Here is a 14,284-nt window from a genome sequence, read left to right on the forward strand (position 1 = left end):
AAGTGGCGCCAGGCTGCCATTAGGCAGCCTGGCGCTTACGCTCCGGCTTCGAAACATGCCTGACGGCGGATGCCGGGGCTAAAAATTCGCCCGAACATGACATCAATTTGAAGAGGCTCGTCCAAAATCCTCTCCTCCCGAGGTAACGCAAAGGTCTCCTAATGGAGAGGAGGAACAGCCTTCGATCAAAAGGCAACACCCTCTCTGTCGCCCAGAGCGGCGACATCTCCCCGTGAGGGGGAGAAAGGAAGAAGGATCACCCTCTCTGTCCCGCACGCCCAACTCCCAACTCCCAACTCACTACTCTCAACTCACCACTCACTACTCCCCTCTCCACCTCATCCTCCTCCGACGGCATGGACGATCTCCAGCGAGTCGCCGTCGCGCACTGTCACGGTTGGGAGCTCGTCGCGACGCAGGACGGCGCCGTTGTGGGCTATGGCCACGAGCTTCATGTTGATGTCCAGGGCGGCCAGGTACTCGAGCAGGGGCGTCTCGCGCGGGAGGTCGCGCTGTTTGCCGTTGACGGTGACGGTCACGGCTTTTGCCCCCTCACATGGCCTCTCGTGGAAGCAAGGTAGGCGGCCTGGATGCGATAGGCGATCTCGCGTGCGGAGTCCTTCGGGGATGGACTCTGGGTGATGGCGGTGATGACGGCCGCGCCGGACGCGCCCGCCGCGATGACATCGGCGACGTTCTGGGCGGTGATGCCGCCGATGGCCAGGAAGGAAGTGGCGACGCCGGCCCGGAGCTGCGCCAGCAGCCCGAGGCCCTGCGTGGGGCCATCCGGGTGCGTGCCTGACTCGAATATCGTCCCGGCGACGAGGAAGTCCGCGCCTTCGCTCTGCGCCGTTTGAGCGCTGCGCAGGCTGTGGACCGACTTGCCGATGAGCAGGCGGCCGGCAATCGCCCGCGCCGCCTGGACGGGCAGGCCCTCCTCGCCGAGCTGCACGCCGTCCGCGCCTGCGGCGAGGGCAACATCAAGCCTGTCGTTGACCATGAGCAGGGCTCTGCCCTGGGTCAACTGCCGCAGCCTGACGGCAAGGTCGTAGAGCTTTCGGGATGGGAGGTCCTTCTCCCTGAGCTGCACCATGTTCACGCCGCCTTCCACCGCCGCCGCCACAACGTCTTCAATAGGCCTCCCGAGGCTGCGGAGGCGGTCTGTAACAAGGCACAAGGCGGGAAGTGCGATCTGGCTCGTCAAGTATCAGCTCCGTGTTGCGTTTGCGGCCACTCCCGTCGTCGGGCTGCTGGCCACGGCCTCGGTGCGCCGCACTATGCGGCCCGCGATGAACGCCTTTCGCCCGGCCTCGACGCCCATTTTAAACGCTTCGCCCATGAGCGCCGGGTCCTTGGCCTGGGCGATGGCTGTATTCACCAGCACGGCTGAGGCCCCAAGCTCCATCACCTGAGCGGCCTCGGAGGGGACTGCCAGGCCGGCGTCCACCACTACGGGCACTTTTGACTCGGCGATAATCACCTTGATCTCATCAAGCGTGAGCACGCCCTGGCCGGACCCGATGGGCGAGCCGAGGGGCATGACTGTTGCACAGCCTATCTCTTCCAGGCGCAGTGCGAGTATCGGGTCAGCATGAATATATGGCAGCACGACGAAGCCGTCGGCGACGAGCCGCTTTGCCGCCTCGAACGTTCCGACGGGGTCAGGCAGGAGCGATTTCGGGAAGAACGGCTGGACTTCGAGCTTGATCCAGTTTGAGGCTGTGAGCTCCCTGGCCAGCTTCGCAGTGAAGACGGCCTCGTCGGCAGTCTTGCAGAGCGCCGTGTTCGGCAGGATGGTGTACTTCTTCCAGTCGAAGTAGTCCAGGATGCTCTTCTCGTTCGGTTTATCGAGGTTCAGTCGCCGGATGGCGACGGTAATGATCTCCGCGCCGGAGGCCTCAACGGATGCGACCATCTCCTCCATGCTGCGGTGGCGGCCTGTGCCGACCATAAGCCTCGATTTGAATTGCTTCCCTGCGATGACCAGAGGGTCGTTCATTCTTGCTCCCTGTCGTCACTCTTTTAATACGCACGCCGCGGCGCCGGACGAAACAATAAAGCCGCACGGCCAGGGCCGGCGGCTTTCGGAAGTTCCGGACTGGCGTGTCCCTGCGCCGGCATTACCCGGGTCAGGTTCTGGCGGTCGCCCCGAGCGGTCGGGGCCTCTCAGCCTGGCCATTGCCCAAGCTCCCAGCCTAATCCTAGTACTTATTCGCTTTTGCATAGCATAACACGCCCGCGCGGCGCGGAACAATTTTGCCTGATAGGGCGTCTACTCAGGTGTAACTGCAAATCTAATCGCAGGTGGGACTTATGATGCTCAAAAGGCTTGCGATCGCTGCGGCGTCCGTGGCGGCCATTGCCGCAGGATGCTCCGAAGGGGCGGGCGCGACGCCGACCGCGGCGATTACGCCCGCGACGCCCACGCCGACGGCCGCCGCAGCCCAACCGACAGCTAGCCCCACGGCCGTTTCCATGCCGTTCACTCCAGGGCCGGATGCGACGACGCTCCCGCCGGACCTCACGCCTAAGGGCGTAATGTCCCCTGAGCAGGCGAAGTCGCGCGCGGTCGAGCTCCTGTCCGTGGCCGCCCATGAGGTCAACGTTGTGCAGGGACCCAGGAACGCGGTCGCCGAGCTGACGTACTGGGGCGACTTCGCTCGGCGTTACGCGTCGGACGTGAACTTCGGCCCGGAGGCTGCGCCGTACGACCAGATGGTATGGTTCGTGGAGGCGGAGGGCGAGTGGCGCTCCGGCGGCATAGTGCCGCAGGGGTCGCGGACCACCTACCGGTACGCATCAGTCGCTTTGGACGCGAAGAACGGGACGCTGATGCACCGGAGCCACTACAATGAGCCGAAGCTCATAGGCCAATAGAGAGAAGTTGTCCGCCCCGATAGGACTCGGCCCCGATGGAAACGGGGCTCTTGCCAGTCAGTAGGCAGGGGCTCCGGTACTTCCGGTCGGAGGGCTCCTTCCAACTAGTAGGCAGGGGCTCCGTATTCCATCGGAGCAGATTACGCAGATTTCGCAGATTGTGTTGTGCGGCCTCCTTTGTCGCCCGGATGAGATTTGCAGCGCTATTGCATGGGCTTCAAACGGTCTCACTGTGATTCAGTGTAATCTGCGGTAGGGTTATTTACGTACTACATAGTGCAACTCTGGTCGCGGAGGTATGTTCACCATGACTGTCACAGCTCTGCGAACTGCCTTGATTGCCGCCATAGTGGTCCTGGCCTTCGCATTGGCTGCGTGTGCCGGGACCGAGACGGAAGAGCGGCAGATGCCGGCGCCCGCTTTGCCCGGTAACGCGGGCAACCCGGGCTCAGCTGGGTCATCAGGTATGGACCGTGTTCCGGTCCCTCAGCCGTCTGCCCCGACTTCGCCGCAGCAGCCCGCCCCTCCTTCGGGCGGTCCAGGCGGGGAGCAGGCGGAGACGCCGGCGGACACCGGCACGGAAGAGGCGATTGCCAGCCTGGTTGCGCAGCAGCGCATTATCGTCCGCACCGTGGACATGACCAGCGTGGTGGAAAATGTGGCTGCAAGCGTGGACGCTGTCAGCCGCGTCGCCGTAGAGAATGGTGGATGGGTGGTCTCATCCAACCGTGCGGAGGAGCACCAGGCCACAATCTCTATACGCGTCCCGGCGGACAGGCTGGATGCTGCCGTGCTCCGCCTTCGCCATCTCGCCGTTGAGGTCAAGTCGGAGCAGTCCACGAGCAAAGACGTCACCGACGAGTACGTGGACCTGACGGCGCGCCTCAAGAACCTCCAGGCGACCGAGCAGGCCCTGCGAGACCTGCTCGCCCGGGCTGCGGACGTGGAAGACGCGCTCAGGGTGCAGCAGACGCTCACGCAGATCCAGGGCGAGGTTGAGAGCCTGCAGGGTCGAATCCAGTTCCTGGAGACGACCGCGGCGTTTTCGCTTATCAACCTGCGGCTGGAGCTTGAAGCGGCGACGATGCCCGTAGACGCCGGCACAGACCGGACGGCGGGAGTCGGCGACGGCATCCGCTTCCGCGCCACGTTCACACCGCCCCCGGGCATCGACAGCTATCGCGTTACCTGGGACTTCGGCGACGGCACGCCCGAGGCGATCTCCGACCGGACCACGCCGACGGAGTTTGAGGGGCAGCGGGCGACCGCGACGATGACGCACAACTACAACGACGAGCGCGATTCGCCGTTCATCGCGACCATCAAGATCACCGGCACCGGCGAAGCAGGCATCGTCGAGGGCGAGGACACGATCATCGTCACCGTCACGCGCGTGCCGAAGATCGAAGTGTTCCCGGGCGAGGGGAAGAACGTCGAGGCCGGCGATGAAGTGCAGTTTACATGGTCGTTCACGCGTCCGGACGGACTGCGCAGCGTCCGGCACCGCTGGGAGTTTGGGGACGGCTCCGCTCCCGCGACAGGGGACCTGGCGGACGGCGTCACGAGCATGGTCACGACCCATGTATATCTGAACCACCGGCCGGTGCCGTACACGGCCACCGTGACGGTTTCAGCGGAGAGCGACGCCGGGCCGATTGAGACATCCGGGATAGTCAATGTGCGCGTGCTGGAGCCGCAGGGCTGGGTGATCGGCGGGTGGGATGCGGAGAACCAGCTCAAACTGGCCGTGCAGGCGCTGTCCGGCTTCGGCCAGGTAATCGCGTCGCTGCTCATCTGGGTTGCGGTATTCAGCCTGATCTGGGTGCCGGTAGTCCTGGCAGTAGTGATCTTCCGCTCGCGCCTGAAGGGGCTGGGCCGGACGAAGCCGCGGGGAAACCTTCCCCCACCTGTACCGCCGCAGGCGTAGGAGAAGGACGGGAGTAGTTGGTAGTAGGTAGTAAGTAGTTGGCCAGACAAAAGGGCCGACTGACTGACAACCACATGCTGCTCCCGGTCTCCCACTTCATAATTCATCCTTCATAATTCATAATTCTCTTCATCCCGCCCAAGGAGCTCTCTCCTGATGACCGTTACCCGTCACTTCACCGCCACCGGCTACATGGTCCACAACGGCCGGGTGGCGCTTCACTGGCACAAGAAGGTCAAGACGTGGCTGCCGGCAGGCGGCCACATTGAGGAGAACGAAGACCCCGTACAGGCCGTCCGGCGCGAGATACATGAGGAGACCGGCATCGAGGCGGAGGTCCTGCCGTACAGCCCCCAGTTCAAAATCTCCTACCCAACGCAGGTCACCGCGCCTTTCACCATCATGGTCGAGGACATCCACGACCCCGTGCGCGGCTTCCACCAGCACATAGACCTCATCTACGTCTGCCGCCCCCTCGGCGAGCCCGGCCCCCTCGCCCCCGGCTGGCAGTGGATAACCAAGGAGCAGCTGACCAGCGGCGCCGAGCTCCTCCGCGAGGACGGCGTCCGCATCGCGCCCACCGAGGAGATACGCGTCATCGCGCCGTACGCGATAGAGCTGGCGGAGCGATTGGCGGGGGTGCAGGGGTGGGGTGGGGGATTTGACAAGAATTCGAACATTTGATATAAACCCATAGTTGATGGCTTTTCCATAGCGTGATCGTCTAGTGGTAGGACAGCCGCCTTACAAGCGGTTTACGTGGGTTCGAATCCCACTCGCGAAAGTTCTCGAGGGACGACATGCATTTTCCATGTCGTCCCTCTCTTTTTACGGCTTGACCTCCGTTGTTGCGGTGTGCTAGCTTGTCTCATCACAGTTACGAATTCAGTAATTTGCGTTGACGGGGAGTAGTAGCGGTCTGCAGGGCCATAGAGAGCCGGGGATGGTGGAATCCCGGCGCACCTCAACCGCGAACTCGCCCCCGAGCATCTTGCCCGAACGTGGCCGTCGGCTGTTGGGTCTTCACCGACTACCAACTACTTACTACCGACTACCGCTTCAAGGCAGGACGGCATGGCGCCGTTAACGCCGTTGAGCGGGCCGCTCCCGGTGTTTATCGGGAAGGCAATCAGGGTGGTACCGCGGGACACAACGAAATACGGTCCCGTCCCTTTGTGGGGCGGGACTTTTTGTTTTTGGGGATAGGAGAAAACCATGGCGGTGGCGTGCTGGCCTGTAGGGCCGGCGCCGACCTCTCTCCCCCTAACCCCCTCTCTCCGACTTCAGAGAGAGGGGGGACCGATCCCTGAGGGCTACCGCCCTCAGACTCTCTTCGGGCCTGCGGCCCGCTTCGGGCATTGCCGAGCCTATGCTCAATTTGACTCCGGGGAGGCGCCGGGTTGGGTGCCTTACCCCCTCTCTCTGAAATCGGAGAGAGGGATGGGGAGAGAGGTCTCTTAAGGCTGGCCCACAGTCGGCTTAATGGAGTTTTTGGTCTTAGGGGATCTCGTGAGACAGCAGCCTGAAAAGAACGCGGAATGGCGCACTGCTCCTAGCCTGTGGGACAAGCTCCGGCCCGTCGCCCTGGGAATGCGCTCGGCCTCGACGGCCGCGGAAGACGCCCTCTGGCAGCGGCTACGCAACCGCCGCCTCGATGGCCTCCGCTTCCGGAGACAGCACTCCATCGACCGGTTCATAGTGGACTTCTACAGCCCAGAGGCGAAACTGGTCCTGGAGATAGACGGCCCTATTCACGACACACAGCAAGAGCAAGACGAGATCAGGCAAGACATACTCGAAAGCCTCGGCTTCACCATCCTGAGGTTCACCAACGAGGACGTTCTCGAAAACATAGACGCAGTTCTCAAAAAGATAAGCGAGGCCGCCCAAGATTTATTGTCCGAAAAGCCCTGACGTCGGGCCAAAGGCCCGACGCGGGAGTCTGAGGGCGAAGCCCTCAGGGATTTACCCCCTCTCTCTCTGAAGTCGGAGAGAGAGGGCTGGGGTGAGAGAGGTCTCTTCCGCCCTCGCCCACAGTCGCGGTCACTCAACACACGATCGGAGCATCCATGACAACCACATCACGCAGCACAGAGCTACGCTACAGCCCCGCGGAGATTGAGGCCAAGTGGCGCGAGCGGTGGGCGAAGGACAGGCTCTACGCGGTGCGCGACGACGATCCGCGCCCCAAGTGGTACGAGATGACGATGTTCCCGTACCCCTCCGGCGATATTCACATGGGCCACTGGTACGCCATGGCCCCTTCGGACGCGCATGCACGGTTTCGCCGGATGCAGGGCTACAACGTGCTGCACCCCATGGGCTTCGATGCGTTCGGCCTGCCGGCGGAGAACGCCGCGATCAAGCGCGGCGTCCACCCGTTCACCTGGACGATGGCGAACATCGAGAAGATGCGCGGCCAGCTAAAGACCATGGGCACCATCTACGACTGGGACCGCGAGGTAGTGACCTGCACCCCGGAGTATTACCGCTGGAACCAGTGGCTCTTCCTGCAGTTCTACAAGGCCGGGCTGGCTTACCGCGCTTTCGCGCCCGCCAACTGGTGCCCTTCGTGCAACACCGTCCTCGCCAACGAGCAGGTGACGGACGACGGCAAGTGCGAGCGCTGCGGCACCGTTGTCACGCGCCGCGAGCTGAACCAGTGGTTCTTCCGCATCACGAAGTACGCCGAAGAGCTGCTCGACCACTCAAAAATAGAGTGGCCCGAGAAGATCAACCTGATGCAGACGAACTGGATTGGCCGCAGTACGGGCGTCAGGATCGATTTCGATCTGGAGAAGGGGTACGGCCCCGATTCGCCGGGCTCCTACGGGGTTCAGAGCAAAGTACAGGGTACGGGGGACGGTGAAATCCAGACGAAGCTGACGACCTTCACGACGCGCATAGACACGATCTACGGAGTCACGTTTGTCGTCATTGCCCCGGAGCACCCGCTGGTGCCGAAGCTGACGACCGCCGAGAACCGCGCCGCGGTGGAGGCTTACATCGAGCAGGCGCGGCGACAGACGGAGGTGGACCGCATGTCCACTGAGAAGGAGAAGACGGGCGTCCCCACCGGCTCGTTCGCCGTCAACAAGCTCACCGGCGAGCGCGTTCCGATCCTCGTCGGCGACTACGTCCTGCTGACGTATGGCACGGGCGTGGTCATGGCCGTGCCGGCGCACGACCAGCGCGACTTCCAGTTCGCGAAGAAGTACGGGTTGCCGGTGAAGGTCGTCATCGCCCCGCCGGAAGCCTCACCCTCACCTGTCGCTAACGCGACATCCTCTCCCGTCGAGGGAGAGGAAAAAATTGAGCTGACGGAGGCGTTCACCGGCGTCGGCACAATGGTCGCCTCTGGCCAGTTCAACGGCCTGAAGAGCGACGTTGCGAAAGAGCAGATCGCCGAGTACGTGGAGTCGAAGGGCTGGGGCAAGCGCACCGTGCAATACCGCATGCGCGACTGGCTCATTTCGCGCCAGCGCTACTGGGGCACGCCCATCCCAATCATCTATTGCCCGGACTGCGGCGAGCAGCCCGTGCCGGACAGGGACCTGCCCGTCGTGCTGCCCCAGGACGCGGAGTTCAGGCCGACGGGGGAATCACCGCTCGCGCTGCACCAGGGCTTCGTCAACACGAAGTGCCCGAAATGCGGCAAGGCCGCCAGGCGCGAGACGGACACGATGGACACGTTCGTTGACTCGTCGTGGTACCAGATGCGCTACACGAGTCCGCACTTCGCAGGCGGCCCGTTCGATCCGAAGGCGATCAAGAAGTGGAATCCCGTGGACCAGTACACGGGAGGCGCCGAGCACGCAGTGATGCACCTGCTCTACGCGCGCTTCTTCAACAAGGCGATGCGGGACCTTGGGCTGATCGACTTCGACGAGCCGTTCGTCCGCCTCTTCAACCAGGGCCACATCCTCTCCAAGGGCGAGAAGATGAGCAAGTCGCGCGGGAACGTCGTCGCGCCGGACGAGTTCGTGAACGTCTACGGTGCGGACGTCGTCCGCTGCTACCTTATGTTCCTTGGCCCGTGGGACATGGGCGGCGAGTGGAACGAGGGGGGCGTCAACGGCATGGCGCGTTGGATGAACCGCGTGTGGGAGATTGCCTCGCGCGACCCGGCGGAGCTGGACGCCGCGCCGGTGGACGAGACGGCAGTGCGCGAGCTGCAGCGCTCAACGCACAAGACGGTAAGGCATGTCACGGACGACCTGGCGAAGTTCAAGTTCAACACGTCGCTGGCCGCGCTGATGTCGCTCACGAACACGATGAACGCGGCGTGGGAGAAGGGTACGGGGGACGGGGTACGGAGGACGGGGGAAGGCGGCGAAGGGGCAAAGGGGGTACGGAGCGCCGGGGCCTCAGGCGGGGGCTCGGTAGGGTCTGCCGCCTGGCGGGACTCGGTGGAGAAGCTGCTGGTGCTGCTTGCGCCGATGGCGCCGCATATGGCGGAGGAGATGTGGGAGCGCACCGGCCACGCCTACAGCATCCACAACCAGCCGCAGCCGGTGTCGGACGCCGCGCTGGCGGCGGACGACGTGATCACGCTGGTCGTCCAGGTCAACGGCAAGGTGCGCGACAGGCTCGACGTGCCGGTGGGCGTGACGGAGGCGGAGGCGCGCAAGATCGCGCTGGAGAGCACGCGCATCCAGGCGCACCTGGAAGGCAAGCAGGTAGCCAAGTTCATTTACGTGCCAGGCAAGCTGGTGAACATTGTGGTGAGGTAGGGGGTGGGCGTCATTCTTGGAGTGTCCTCTGCCTAGTCCATTCGCAGGTAGCGCAAGCCTTATCGTTATGCGATATTAAAGTTGTCCCAAGGAATTGAGCCACACGATTCAGACGCAGCAGCGCAAGATCCGGGAAACTGGAGTATTCACTGAGGCAACTGGAACGAGGGCAAGGTCCCTTGGGACACCTGTTTTTGATGCAGTGAGGGGGCAGTCACATTTGACTGCCCCCTCACTGTGTTTGCTGGGAGTCTGCCGCTTCAGGATACTGAGACGAAGGTTGCGGAGGACTGTGAAGGCGGGATTGGCAGGCCGTCGTCCTGCAGCCCTTTGACATGCATCTCAATGGCCCTATGCATATTTCGCTCAGCCTCGCGGCGGGTCCTCCCAGTGGCGACACAGCCTGGAAGGTCAGGCGAGTATGAGGAGAAGTATTTATCTGCTTTCTCAGTGACGATAAGGAAACGATGCATTCCTGGTGTTCCTTTTAGGCCACTTTGCGTCTATTCGGTATCGCGCTTAGCGGCTCTTGGCCGCTAGCCCGAACAGCTTCCTCAACTTCGCGTTAACCTCGGCCTCGTTGCTCACAGGAATTAAGCCAAGCTCGCGCTGGACACCGGATGTGGAGATCGTCATAAGGCGGTGCAGGCGAACCGTAGACGGCACTTTCAGCCCGGAGACTTCGTTGCCTGGCATGTGAGGGTCGATAAATATATCGGATGGCTGTGGGTCTGGCGGGGCTTTGCTGGTGATGAACGCCACGACGATGTGAGAGTTGGCGCCGATAGGCCGGGTAAGGCATAGTGCGGGTCGGACCTTGTTTGCGGCAAGGTCATCGAACGGGAACGGCAGCAGGACGATCTTACCCTTCATGTGATACAAGTTTGCCGTCAGCCAGAGAGTAGATGTCTTCCTCGGGATCGTTGAGGAACTCGAAGGCGGGGTTGTTAGTGACGGCCTGTAGCCACTCTAATTCGGATATATCTTCGTACCCCGCAGGCAGCACTATGACCCGCACGCGGCCTTCGCCGAGCTCGGTAATCGGCTCGTCCAGGTGGAGGTTGCCGTTTTGGTCAACCGTTCCAGACGCTTCAACTGCGCGGACTGAGGACTTCATCCTGGGTCTCCCGGAGCTCGATGTTTAATTGATAGCCCAATCGCGGGCAAATTACAAGTCTCTGCACGTCGGCCTAGTCCGTCCGCAGGTAGCGCAGCGCTTCCAGGTATGCGATATTAAAGTTGTCCCAAGGAACTGAGCGGACATCACAGTTACAGCAGAAGCGTATTGGGAAACCGAGAGCATCTGAAGTAGGTGAGATGATCGCAAGGTCTCTTGGGACACTTGCTTTTAGAAGGGCCCCGCCGTCGGGGCCCCTCTCTTTTTTGCCGCCGGACCGGCCTGCGTGCCGCCACGCCTTCCTCCAAACTTGCGCCTGTGATGTCCACGGCAGATAATGGGGAACTGTCCGGTATCCGGACGCATCCCCGTTGAGTGGACTCCGCCCATGCGATTTGCCTTTCGGTCCGGTCGCGTAGCCAGGGCGCTCCTGCTTCCGGCCGCAATTCTTGTGCTCTCAATCGTGGCCTGCTCCGGCGACGAGTCGCCGGCCGCGCCGAACGGAACCGCCATGGTCGCGCATATCTCCGCCGGGCAGGTGGAGGCGGGAGCGCCGGTGGTCAGGTTCACCGACGCAGGCTTTGAGCCGAAGCGGCTGGATGTGACCGCCGGGCAGGCGGTCTGGTTTGTGAACGATTCCTCGAAGAAGCTCTGGCCTGCATCGAGCATCCATCCCACTCACCAGATATACCCGGAGTTCGATGCGAAGGACACGGTGCCGCCCGGCAGCGCGTGGTCGTTCACGTTCGACAAGCCCGGGTTCTGGCGCTACCACAACCACATGGCCCCGGAGAAGGGCGCGCTGGTTGTCGTCACTGGCGGCGAGGAGTTTGCGCCCGAGCCGCTGGTGATCAATTCCGCAAACCTTAACTTCGAGCCGGCCGGCAACATCTCGCTCAAAGACTATGTTGCGCTGTTCAAGGACGACGTGCTGCTCCATAACTACCTGGAAAAGTACGGCCCCGCGCAGGTGACGACGATGCTGTTCGAGTACGCCTCGGAGCGCAACGTGCTCTGTCACGACCGTGCCCACCAGCTTGGCCACATAGCGTACGCGATGTACGGCGCGTCCGCCTTCGCGCTTACCGGCCACGAGTGCGAGGCGGGGGCGTACCACGGCGCGACCGAGGCGCTGTTCCGGGACAGGGGAACGGTGAACCTGAAGGCGGACGTGGAGACGCTCTGCAACTCGGCGACCTCGTACTTCAACAAGCTCAACTGCCTGCACGGTGTGGGACACGGCCTGATGGCGTGGACAAGCTACGAGCTTTACGACGCGCTGGGCCTGTGCGACCAGCTCGGCGAGGACCGGGACCGGCGGGCGTGCTATTCCGGCATTTTCATGGAAAACGTCGTGGGCGGCCTTGCGGCGAATATGGGTCACACATCGGATTACATCTCGGACGACCCGCACTTCCCGTGCGACGCCGTCGGCGAGCAGTACCTGGGCCCCTGCTACCTGTACCAGACAACGCGCATGCTGGGCCTATTCAAATACAACTATGGCAAGGTTGCCGAGGCCTGCGCGGAGACACCCAACATCGTCCACCACGAGTGCTTCGAGAGCTACGGGCGGGACATCGCAGCTGTTACGCTTGGAGAGCCGGCGAAGGCGCTCAAGATGTGCCAGGACACGGTGGAGGACCAAACGAGCACGGTGTACTGCGTGCAGGGCGCGGTGCAGGCCCGCTTCTGGGAGGTGGAGCGCGCGCCTGAGGCGCTCGAGATGTGCCACATCGCGGATGTGCTGGACGAGAAGCGCGGGTGTTACACGATGATCGTGCTGCGTGCAAAAGAGCTGTATTCGCGCCAGGCGGACTTCTGGGATTTCTGCGCGAAGGTGGAAGAGCCGTGGGCATCGTGGTGCAAGCGCCAGCAAGTCGTGGAGAGCGGAACCTGAAGGCAAATTATGAATTATGAAGTATGAATGATGAAGGTCCGATCCGAGGCCTTCACTTCATAATTCATAATTCATAATTTTCTTTCCCGGAGACTTACATGAGAGCGGCTATCATTGGTTGCGGGCACGCGGGCAGGGGACACGCGGAGGACGCGAAGCGCGCGGCCTTGGAGATCGTCGGCTTCTGCGACATTATTGAGGCTTCGGCGGAGAAGCTATGCGCCGATTACGGCGGAAAGTACGCCACCACAGACCCCGAAAAGGTCATGAAGGACAAGTCGATAGACATCGTCTTCATCGCCACGCACCACGACGCGCATAAGCCTATGGCGCTGGCCGCCGCCAGGGCGGGCAAGCACATCTTGCTTGAGAAGCCGATGACCGTAACCAAACGAGACGCGATAGAGGTCGCCGAGGCCGTCAAGAAGGCGGGAGTGAAGCTCGCGATCAATTACAAGTTCAGGCTGTCCCCGGCGGTGCTCAAGGTGAAGGAGCTCATCAAGAGCCCGCGCGTCAGCCACGGCCAGCTCGCGATGTCCGACAGCCGCCCAGGCGCAAGCCGCTGGATCTGGCACGGCGACGACGGAGGCGGGCTGCTTATCAGCACGGCGGCGCACACCGTGGACATCCTGTCATACCTGATGGACTCGGACGCCGAGCGCGTCTACGCAGAGGGGCGACTTTTTGAGCCGGAAGGCAAGGGCACGCACGGCTATCCGGACGGGGTAGTGGGCACCATCCTCTGGAAGAGCGGCGGCATCTCCACCTTCATCAGCGCCGACCAGGGCCAGAACGACTTTCTCTCAAAGTGGTTCGTAACTCTCTACGACGGCACGCGCAGCGCCTCCATCCACGCCCACATGGGCCGCGCCGAGCTCGGCGGCTGCGAGATCACGCACCTGGACAACAAGGTGCTGCCCGCGGAGAAGGTCAAAGAGTCCATAATCCTCACCAACCTCCTCAAAGCCATTAAGACCAACGGCGACACCGTCTGCAACGTCCGCGACGGCGTCCGCACCGTAGCCATCTGCAACGCCCTGGACGAGTCCGCCAAGACCGGCAAGCCGGTGAGGGTGACGGTTTAGAGTAAAATGACGATGTAGGTCCAAAGACGGAGAACTGCGCCACGAACATCAAGGAAAAACTTTCGGAGCAAATCGGATCGATGACCGATGCCGAGCTCGAAATGGTCTCGGAGTACGTTGCCTACGTGAAGCACCAGGCGCGGCGCGGTGCCGAGCCGATGGACCCGGCGCAGCTGGCCTCCCTTTACGCAGAGTTCTCCAAAGAGGATTCCGAGCTGGCGGAGGCGGGTTTGAGTGACTATTCCAAGAGACTCAGGCGAGAGGACGCTAATTGACCGCCAAACGCGGGGAGGTTTGGGTGCCGGACCTCGACCCGATTCGAGGCTCTGAACAGGCGGGAACTCGGCCAGTCTTGATAATACAGAACAACCTGATCAGCAGGCATACGACCACAGTAATTGCAGTACCGCTGACGACAAACTTGCGATGTGCTCCATTGCCCTCCTCGGTCATGATTCCCATCGGCGAGGCCGGGTTGAGAAGTGACTCGGTGGCTCTTTGTAACCAGATACGGGCGATTGACTCATCTCGGCTGACAACCCGGTTGGGCGTGGTCACGCAGAACACACTTACCGCCATCGATGAGTGCATTCTCTTTACAACAGGTATGGACCGCAAACAATAAACCGGCCTTCCCCGCCTTTC

General features: G+C 62.2%; 15 protein-coding genes, 1 tRNA gene and 1 riboswitch. Of the genes, 10 read left to right on the top strand and 6 right to left on the bottom strand.

The features are described from left to right. Nucleotides 1–338: 338 nt before the first annotated feature. The 3 genes from thiS to FJ319_05570 are packed head-to-tail and all read right to left on the bottom strand — an operon-like array spanning nt 339 to nt 1,999. Nucleotides 339–629, bottom strand: a complete 291-nt coding sequence (gene thiS, locus FJ319_05560) for a sulfur carrier protein ThiS (GenBank protein MBM3933756.1) — start codon at nt 627–629, stop codon at nt 339–341. Next, on the bottom strand, nt 536–1,204 hold the full coding sequence (gene thiE / locus FJ319_05565; protein ID MBM3933757.1) for a thiamine phosphate synthase: 669 nt from the start codon (nt 1,202–1,204) through the stop codon (nt 536–538). Before thiE ends, thiS begins: the two co-directional genes overlap by 94 nt. 3 nt (nt 1,205–1,207) lie before the next feature. Then, on the bottom strand, nt 1,208–1,999 hold the full coding sequence (locus FJ319_05570; protein MBM3933758.1) for a thiazole synthase: 792 nt from the start codon (nt 1,997–1,999) through the stop codon (nt 1,208–1,210). Between the two features lie 90 nt (nt 2,000–2,089). Further along, nucleotides 2,090–2,204: riboswitch (TPP riboswitch) on the bottom strand. 109 nt (nt 2,205–2,313) lie between these two features. Between FJ319_05570 and FJ319_05575 the strand changes: the two genes are divergently transcribed. The 6 genes from FJ319_05575 to FJ319_05600 all read left to right on the top strand — a co-directional run bounded on the left by FJ319_05575 (nt 2,314) and on the right by FJ319_05600 (nt 9,537). After that, on the top strand, nt 2,314–2,877 hold the full coding sequence (locus FJ319_05575) for a hypothetical protein (protein MBM3933759.1): 564 nt from the start codon (nt 2,314–2,316) through the stop codon (nt 2,875–2,877). 298 nt (nt 2,878–3,175) lie between these two features. Then, the gene (locus tag FJ319_05580; protein MBM3933760.1) at nt 3,176–4,804 is read left to right on the top strand and encodes a DUF4349 domain-containing protein; all 1,629 of its coding nucleotides are present in this window, start codon (nt 3,176–3,178) and stop codon (nt 4,802–4,804) included. A gap of 156 nt (nt 4,805–4,960) precedes the next feature. Continuing rightward, nucleotides 4,961–5,488 (top strand): NUDIX domain-containing protein, encoded by a 528-nt coding sequence (locus tag FJ319_05585; protein MBM3933761.1) that lies wholly within the window; start codon nt 4,961–4,963, stop codon nt 5,486–5,488. A 29-nt stretch (nt 5,489–5,517) separates the two neighbouring features. Continuing rightward, nucleotides 5,518–5,588 (top strand) — tRNA-Val (locus tag FJ319_05590). A 698-nt stretch (nt 5,589–6,286) separates the two neighbouring features. Further along, a complete protein-coding gene (locus FJ319_05595) occupies nt 6,287–6,718 on the top strand; it encodes an endonuclease domain-containing protein (GenBank protein ID MBM3933762.1) in 432 nt (143 codons plus the stop codon). Nucleotides 6,719–6,873: 155 nt separating this feature from the next. Next, nucleotides 6,874–9,537: a leucine--tRNA ligase gene (locus FJ319_05600; protein ID MBM3933763.1), complete on the top strand. Its 2,664-nt coding sequence runs from the start codon at nt 6,874–6,876 to the stop codon at nt 9,535–9,537. 260 nt (nt 9,538–9,797) lie between these two features. On the opposite strand, the gene FJ319_05605 is transcribed toward FJ319_05600, so the two are convergent. The 3 genes from FJ319_05605 to FJ319_05615 are packed head-to-tail and all read right to left on the bottom strand — an operon-like array spanning nt 9,798 to nt 10,654. After that, entirely contained in the window at nt 9,798–10,010 is a 213-nt protein-coding gene (locus tag FJ319_05605; protein ID MBM3933764.1) for a type II toxin-antitoxin system HicB family antitoxin, read from the bottom strand. Between the two features lie 46 nt (nt 10,011–10,056). Then, nucleotides 10,057–10,410, bottom strand: coding sequence for a type II toxin-antitoxin system PemK/MazF family toxin (locus FJ319_05610; protein ID MBM3933765.1), 354 nt, complete (start codon nt 10,408–10,410; stop codon nt 10,057–10,059). Beyond that, nucleotides 10,400–10,654 carry a hypothetical protein gene (locus tag FJ319_05615; protein MBM3933766.1) on the bottom strand — a complete coding sequence of 85 codons (255 nt, stop codon included), beginning with the start codon at nt 10,652–10,654 and terminating at the stop codon, nt 10,400–10,402. The genes FJ319_05610 and FJ319_05615 overlap by 11 nt, the downstream gene beginning before the upstream one ends. Before the next feature lie 388 nt (nt 10,655–11,042). Here FJ319_05615 and FJ319_05620 point away from each other — a divergent pair, with 388 nt between their 5' ends. The 4 genes from FJ319_05620 to FJ319_05635 all read left to right on the top strand — a co-directional run bounded on the left by FJ319_05620 (nt 11,043) and on the right by FJ319_05635 (nt 14,264). Further along, the gene (locus FJ319_05620) at nt 11,043–12,554 is read left to right on the top strand and encodes a hypothetical protein (protein ID MBM3933767.1); all 1,512 of its coding nucleotides are present in this window, start codon (nt 11,043–11,045) and stop codon (nt 12,552–12,554) included. A gap of 98 nt (nt 12,555–12,652) precedes the next feature. Then, the gene (locus FJ319_05625) at nt 12,653–13,639 is read left to right on the top strand and encodes a Gfo/Idh/MocA family oxidoreductase (GenBank protein ID MBM3933768.1); all 987 of its coding nucleotides are present in this window, start codon (nt 12,653–12,655) and stop codon (nt 13,637–13,639) included. An 80-nt stretch (nt 13,640–13,719) separates the two neighbouring features. After that, nucleotides 13,720–13,914 (top strand): hypothetical protein, encoded by a 195-nt coding sequence (locus tag FJ319_05630; GenBank protein ID MBM3933769.1) that lies wholly within the window; start codon nt 13,720–13,722, stop codon nt 13,912–13,914. After that, nucleotides 13,911–14,264 (top strand): type II toxin-antitoxin system PemK/MazF family toxin, encoded by a 354-nt coding sequence (locus FJ319_05635; protein MBM3933770.1) that lies wholly within the window; start codon nt 13,911–13,913, stop codon nt 14,262–14,264. The genes FJ319_05630 and FJ319_05635 overlap by 4 nt, the downstream gene beginning before the upstream one ends. Nucleotides 14,265–14,284 lie beyond the last annotated feature (20 nt).

This window comes from SAR202 cluster bacterium (assembly GCA_016872355.1).
Taxonomy (GTDB): Bacteria; Chloroflexota; Dehalococcoidia; order Lucifugimonadales; family VGZY01; genus VGZY01.

What these genes read in the sequence shown, in the direction of transcription:
- FJ319_05570 (MBM3933758.1), bottom strand. Translation starts at nt 1,999, where the DNA reads ATGAACGACCCTCTGGTCATCGCAGGGAAGCAATTCAAATCGAGGCTT.
- FJ319_05610 (MBM3933765.1), bottom strand. Translation starts at nt 10,410, where the DNA reads ATGAAGGGTAAGATCGTCCTGCTGCCGTTCCCGTTCGATGACCTTGCC.
- FJ319_05625 (MBM3933768.1), top strand. Translation starts at nt 12,653, where the DNA reads ATGAGAGCGGCTATCATTGGTTGCGGGCACGCGGGCAGGGGACACGCG.
- FJ319_05630 (MBM3933769.1), top strand. Translation starts at nt 13,720, where the DNA reads ATGACCGATGCCGAGCTCGAAATGGTCTCGGAGTACGTTGCCTACGTG.
- FJ319_05620 (MBM3933767.1), top strand. Translation starts at nt 11,043, where the DNA reads ATGCGATTTGCCTTTCGGTCCGGTCGCGTAGCCAGGGCGCTCCTGCTT.
- FJ319_05600 (MBM3933763.1), top strand. Translation starts at nt 6,874, where the DNA reads ATGACAACCACATCACGCAGCACAGAGCTACGCTACAGCCCCGCGGAG.
- FJ319_05585 (MBM3933761.1), top strand. Translation starts at nt 4,961, where the DNA reads ATGACCGTTACCCGTCACTTCACCGCCACCGGCTACATGGTCCACAAC.
- FJ319_05580 (MBM3933760.1), top strand. Translation starts at nt 3,176, where the DNA reads ATGTTCACCATGACTGTCACAGCTCTGCGAACTGCCTTGATTGCCGCC.
- FJ319_05595 (MBM3933762.1), top strand. Translation starts at nt 6,287, where the DNA reads ATGGAGTTTTTGGTCTTAGGGGATCTCGTGAGACAGCAGCCTGAAAAG.
- FJ319_05605 (MBM3933764.1), bottom strand. Translation starts at nt 10,010, where the DNA reads ATGCATCGTTTCCTTATCGTCACTGAGAAAGCAGATAAATACTTCTCC.
- FJ319_05575 (MBM3933759.1), top strand. Translation starts at nt 2,314, where the DNA reads ATGATGCTCAAAAGGCTTGCGATCGCTGCGGCGTCCGTGGCGGCCATT.
- FJ319_05615 (MBM3933766.1), bottom strand. Translation starts at nt 10,654, where the DNA reads ATGAAGTCCTCAGTCCGCGCAGTTGAAGCGTCTGGAACGGTTGACCAA.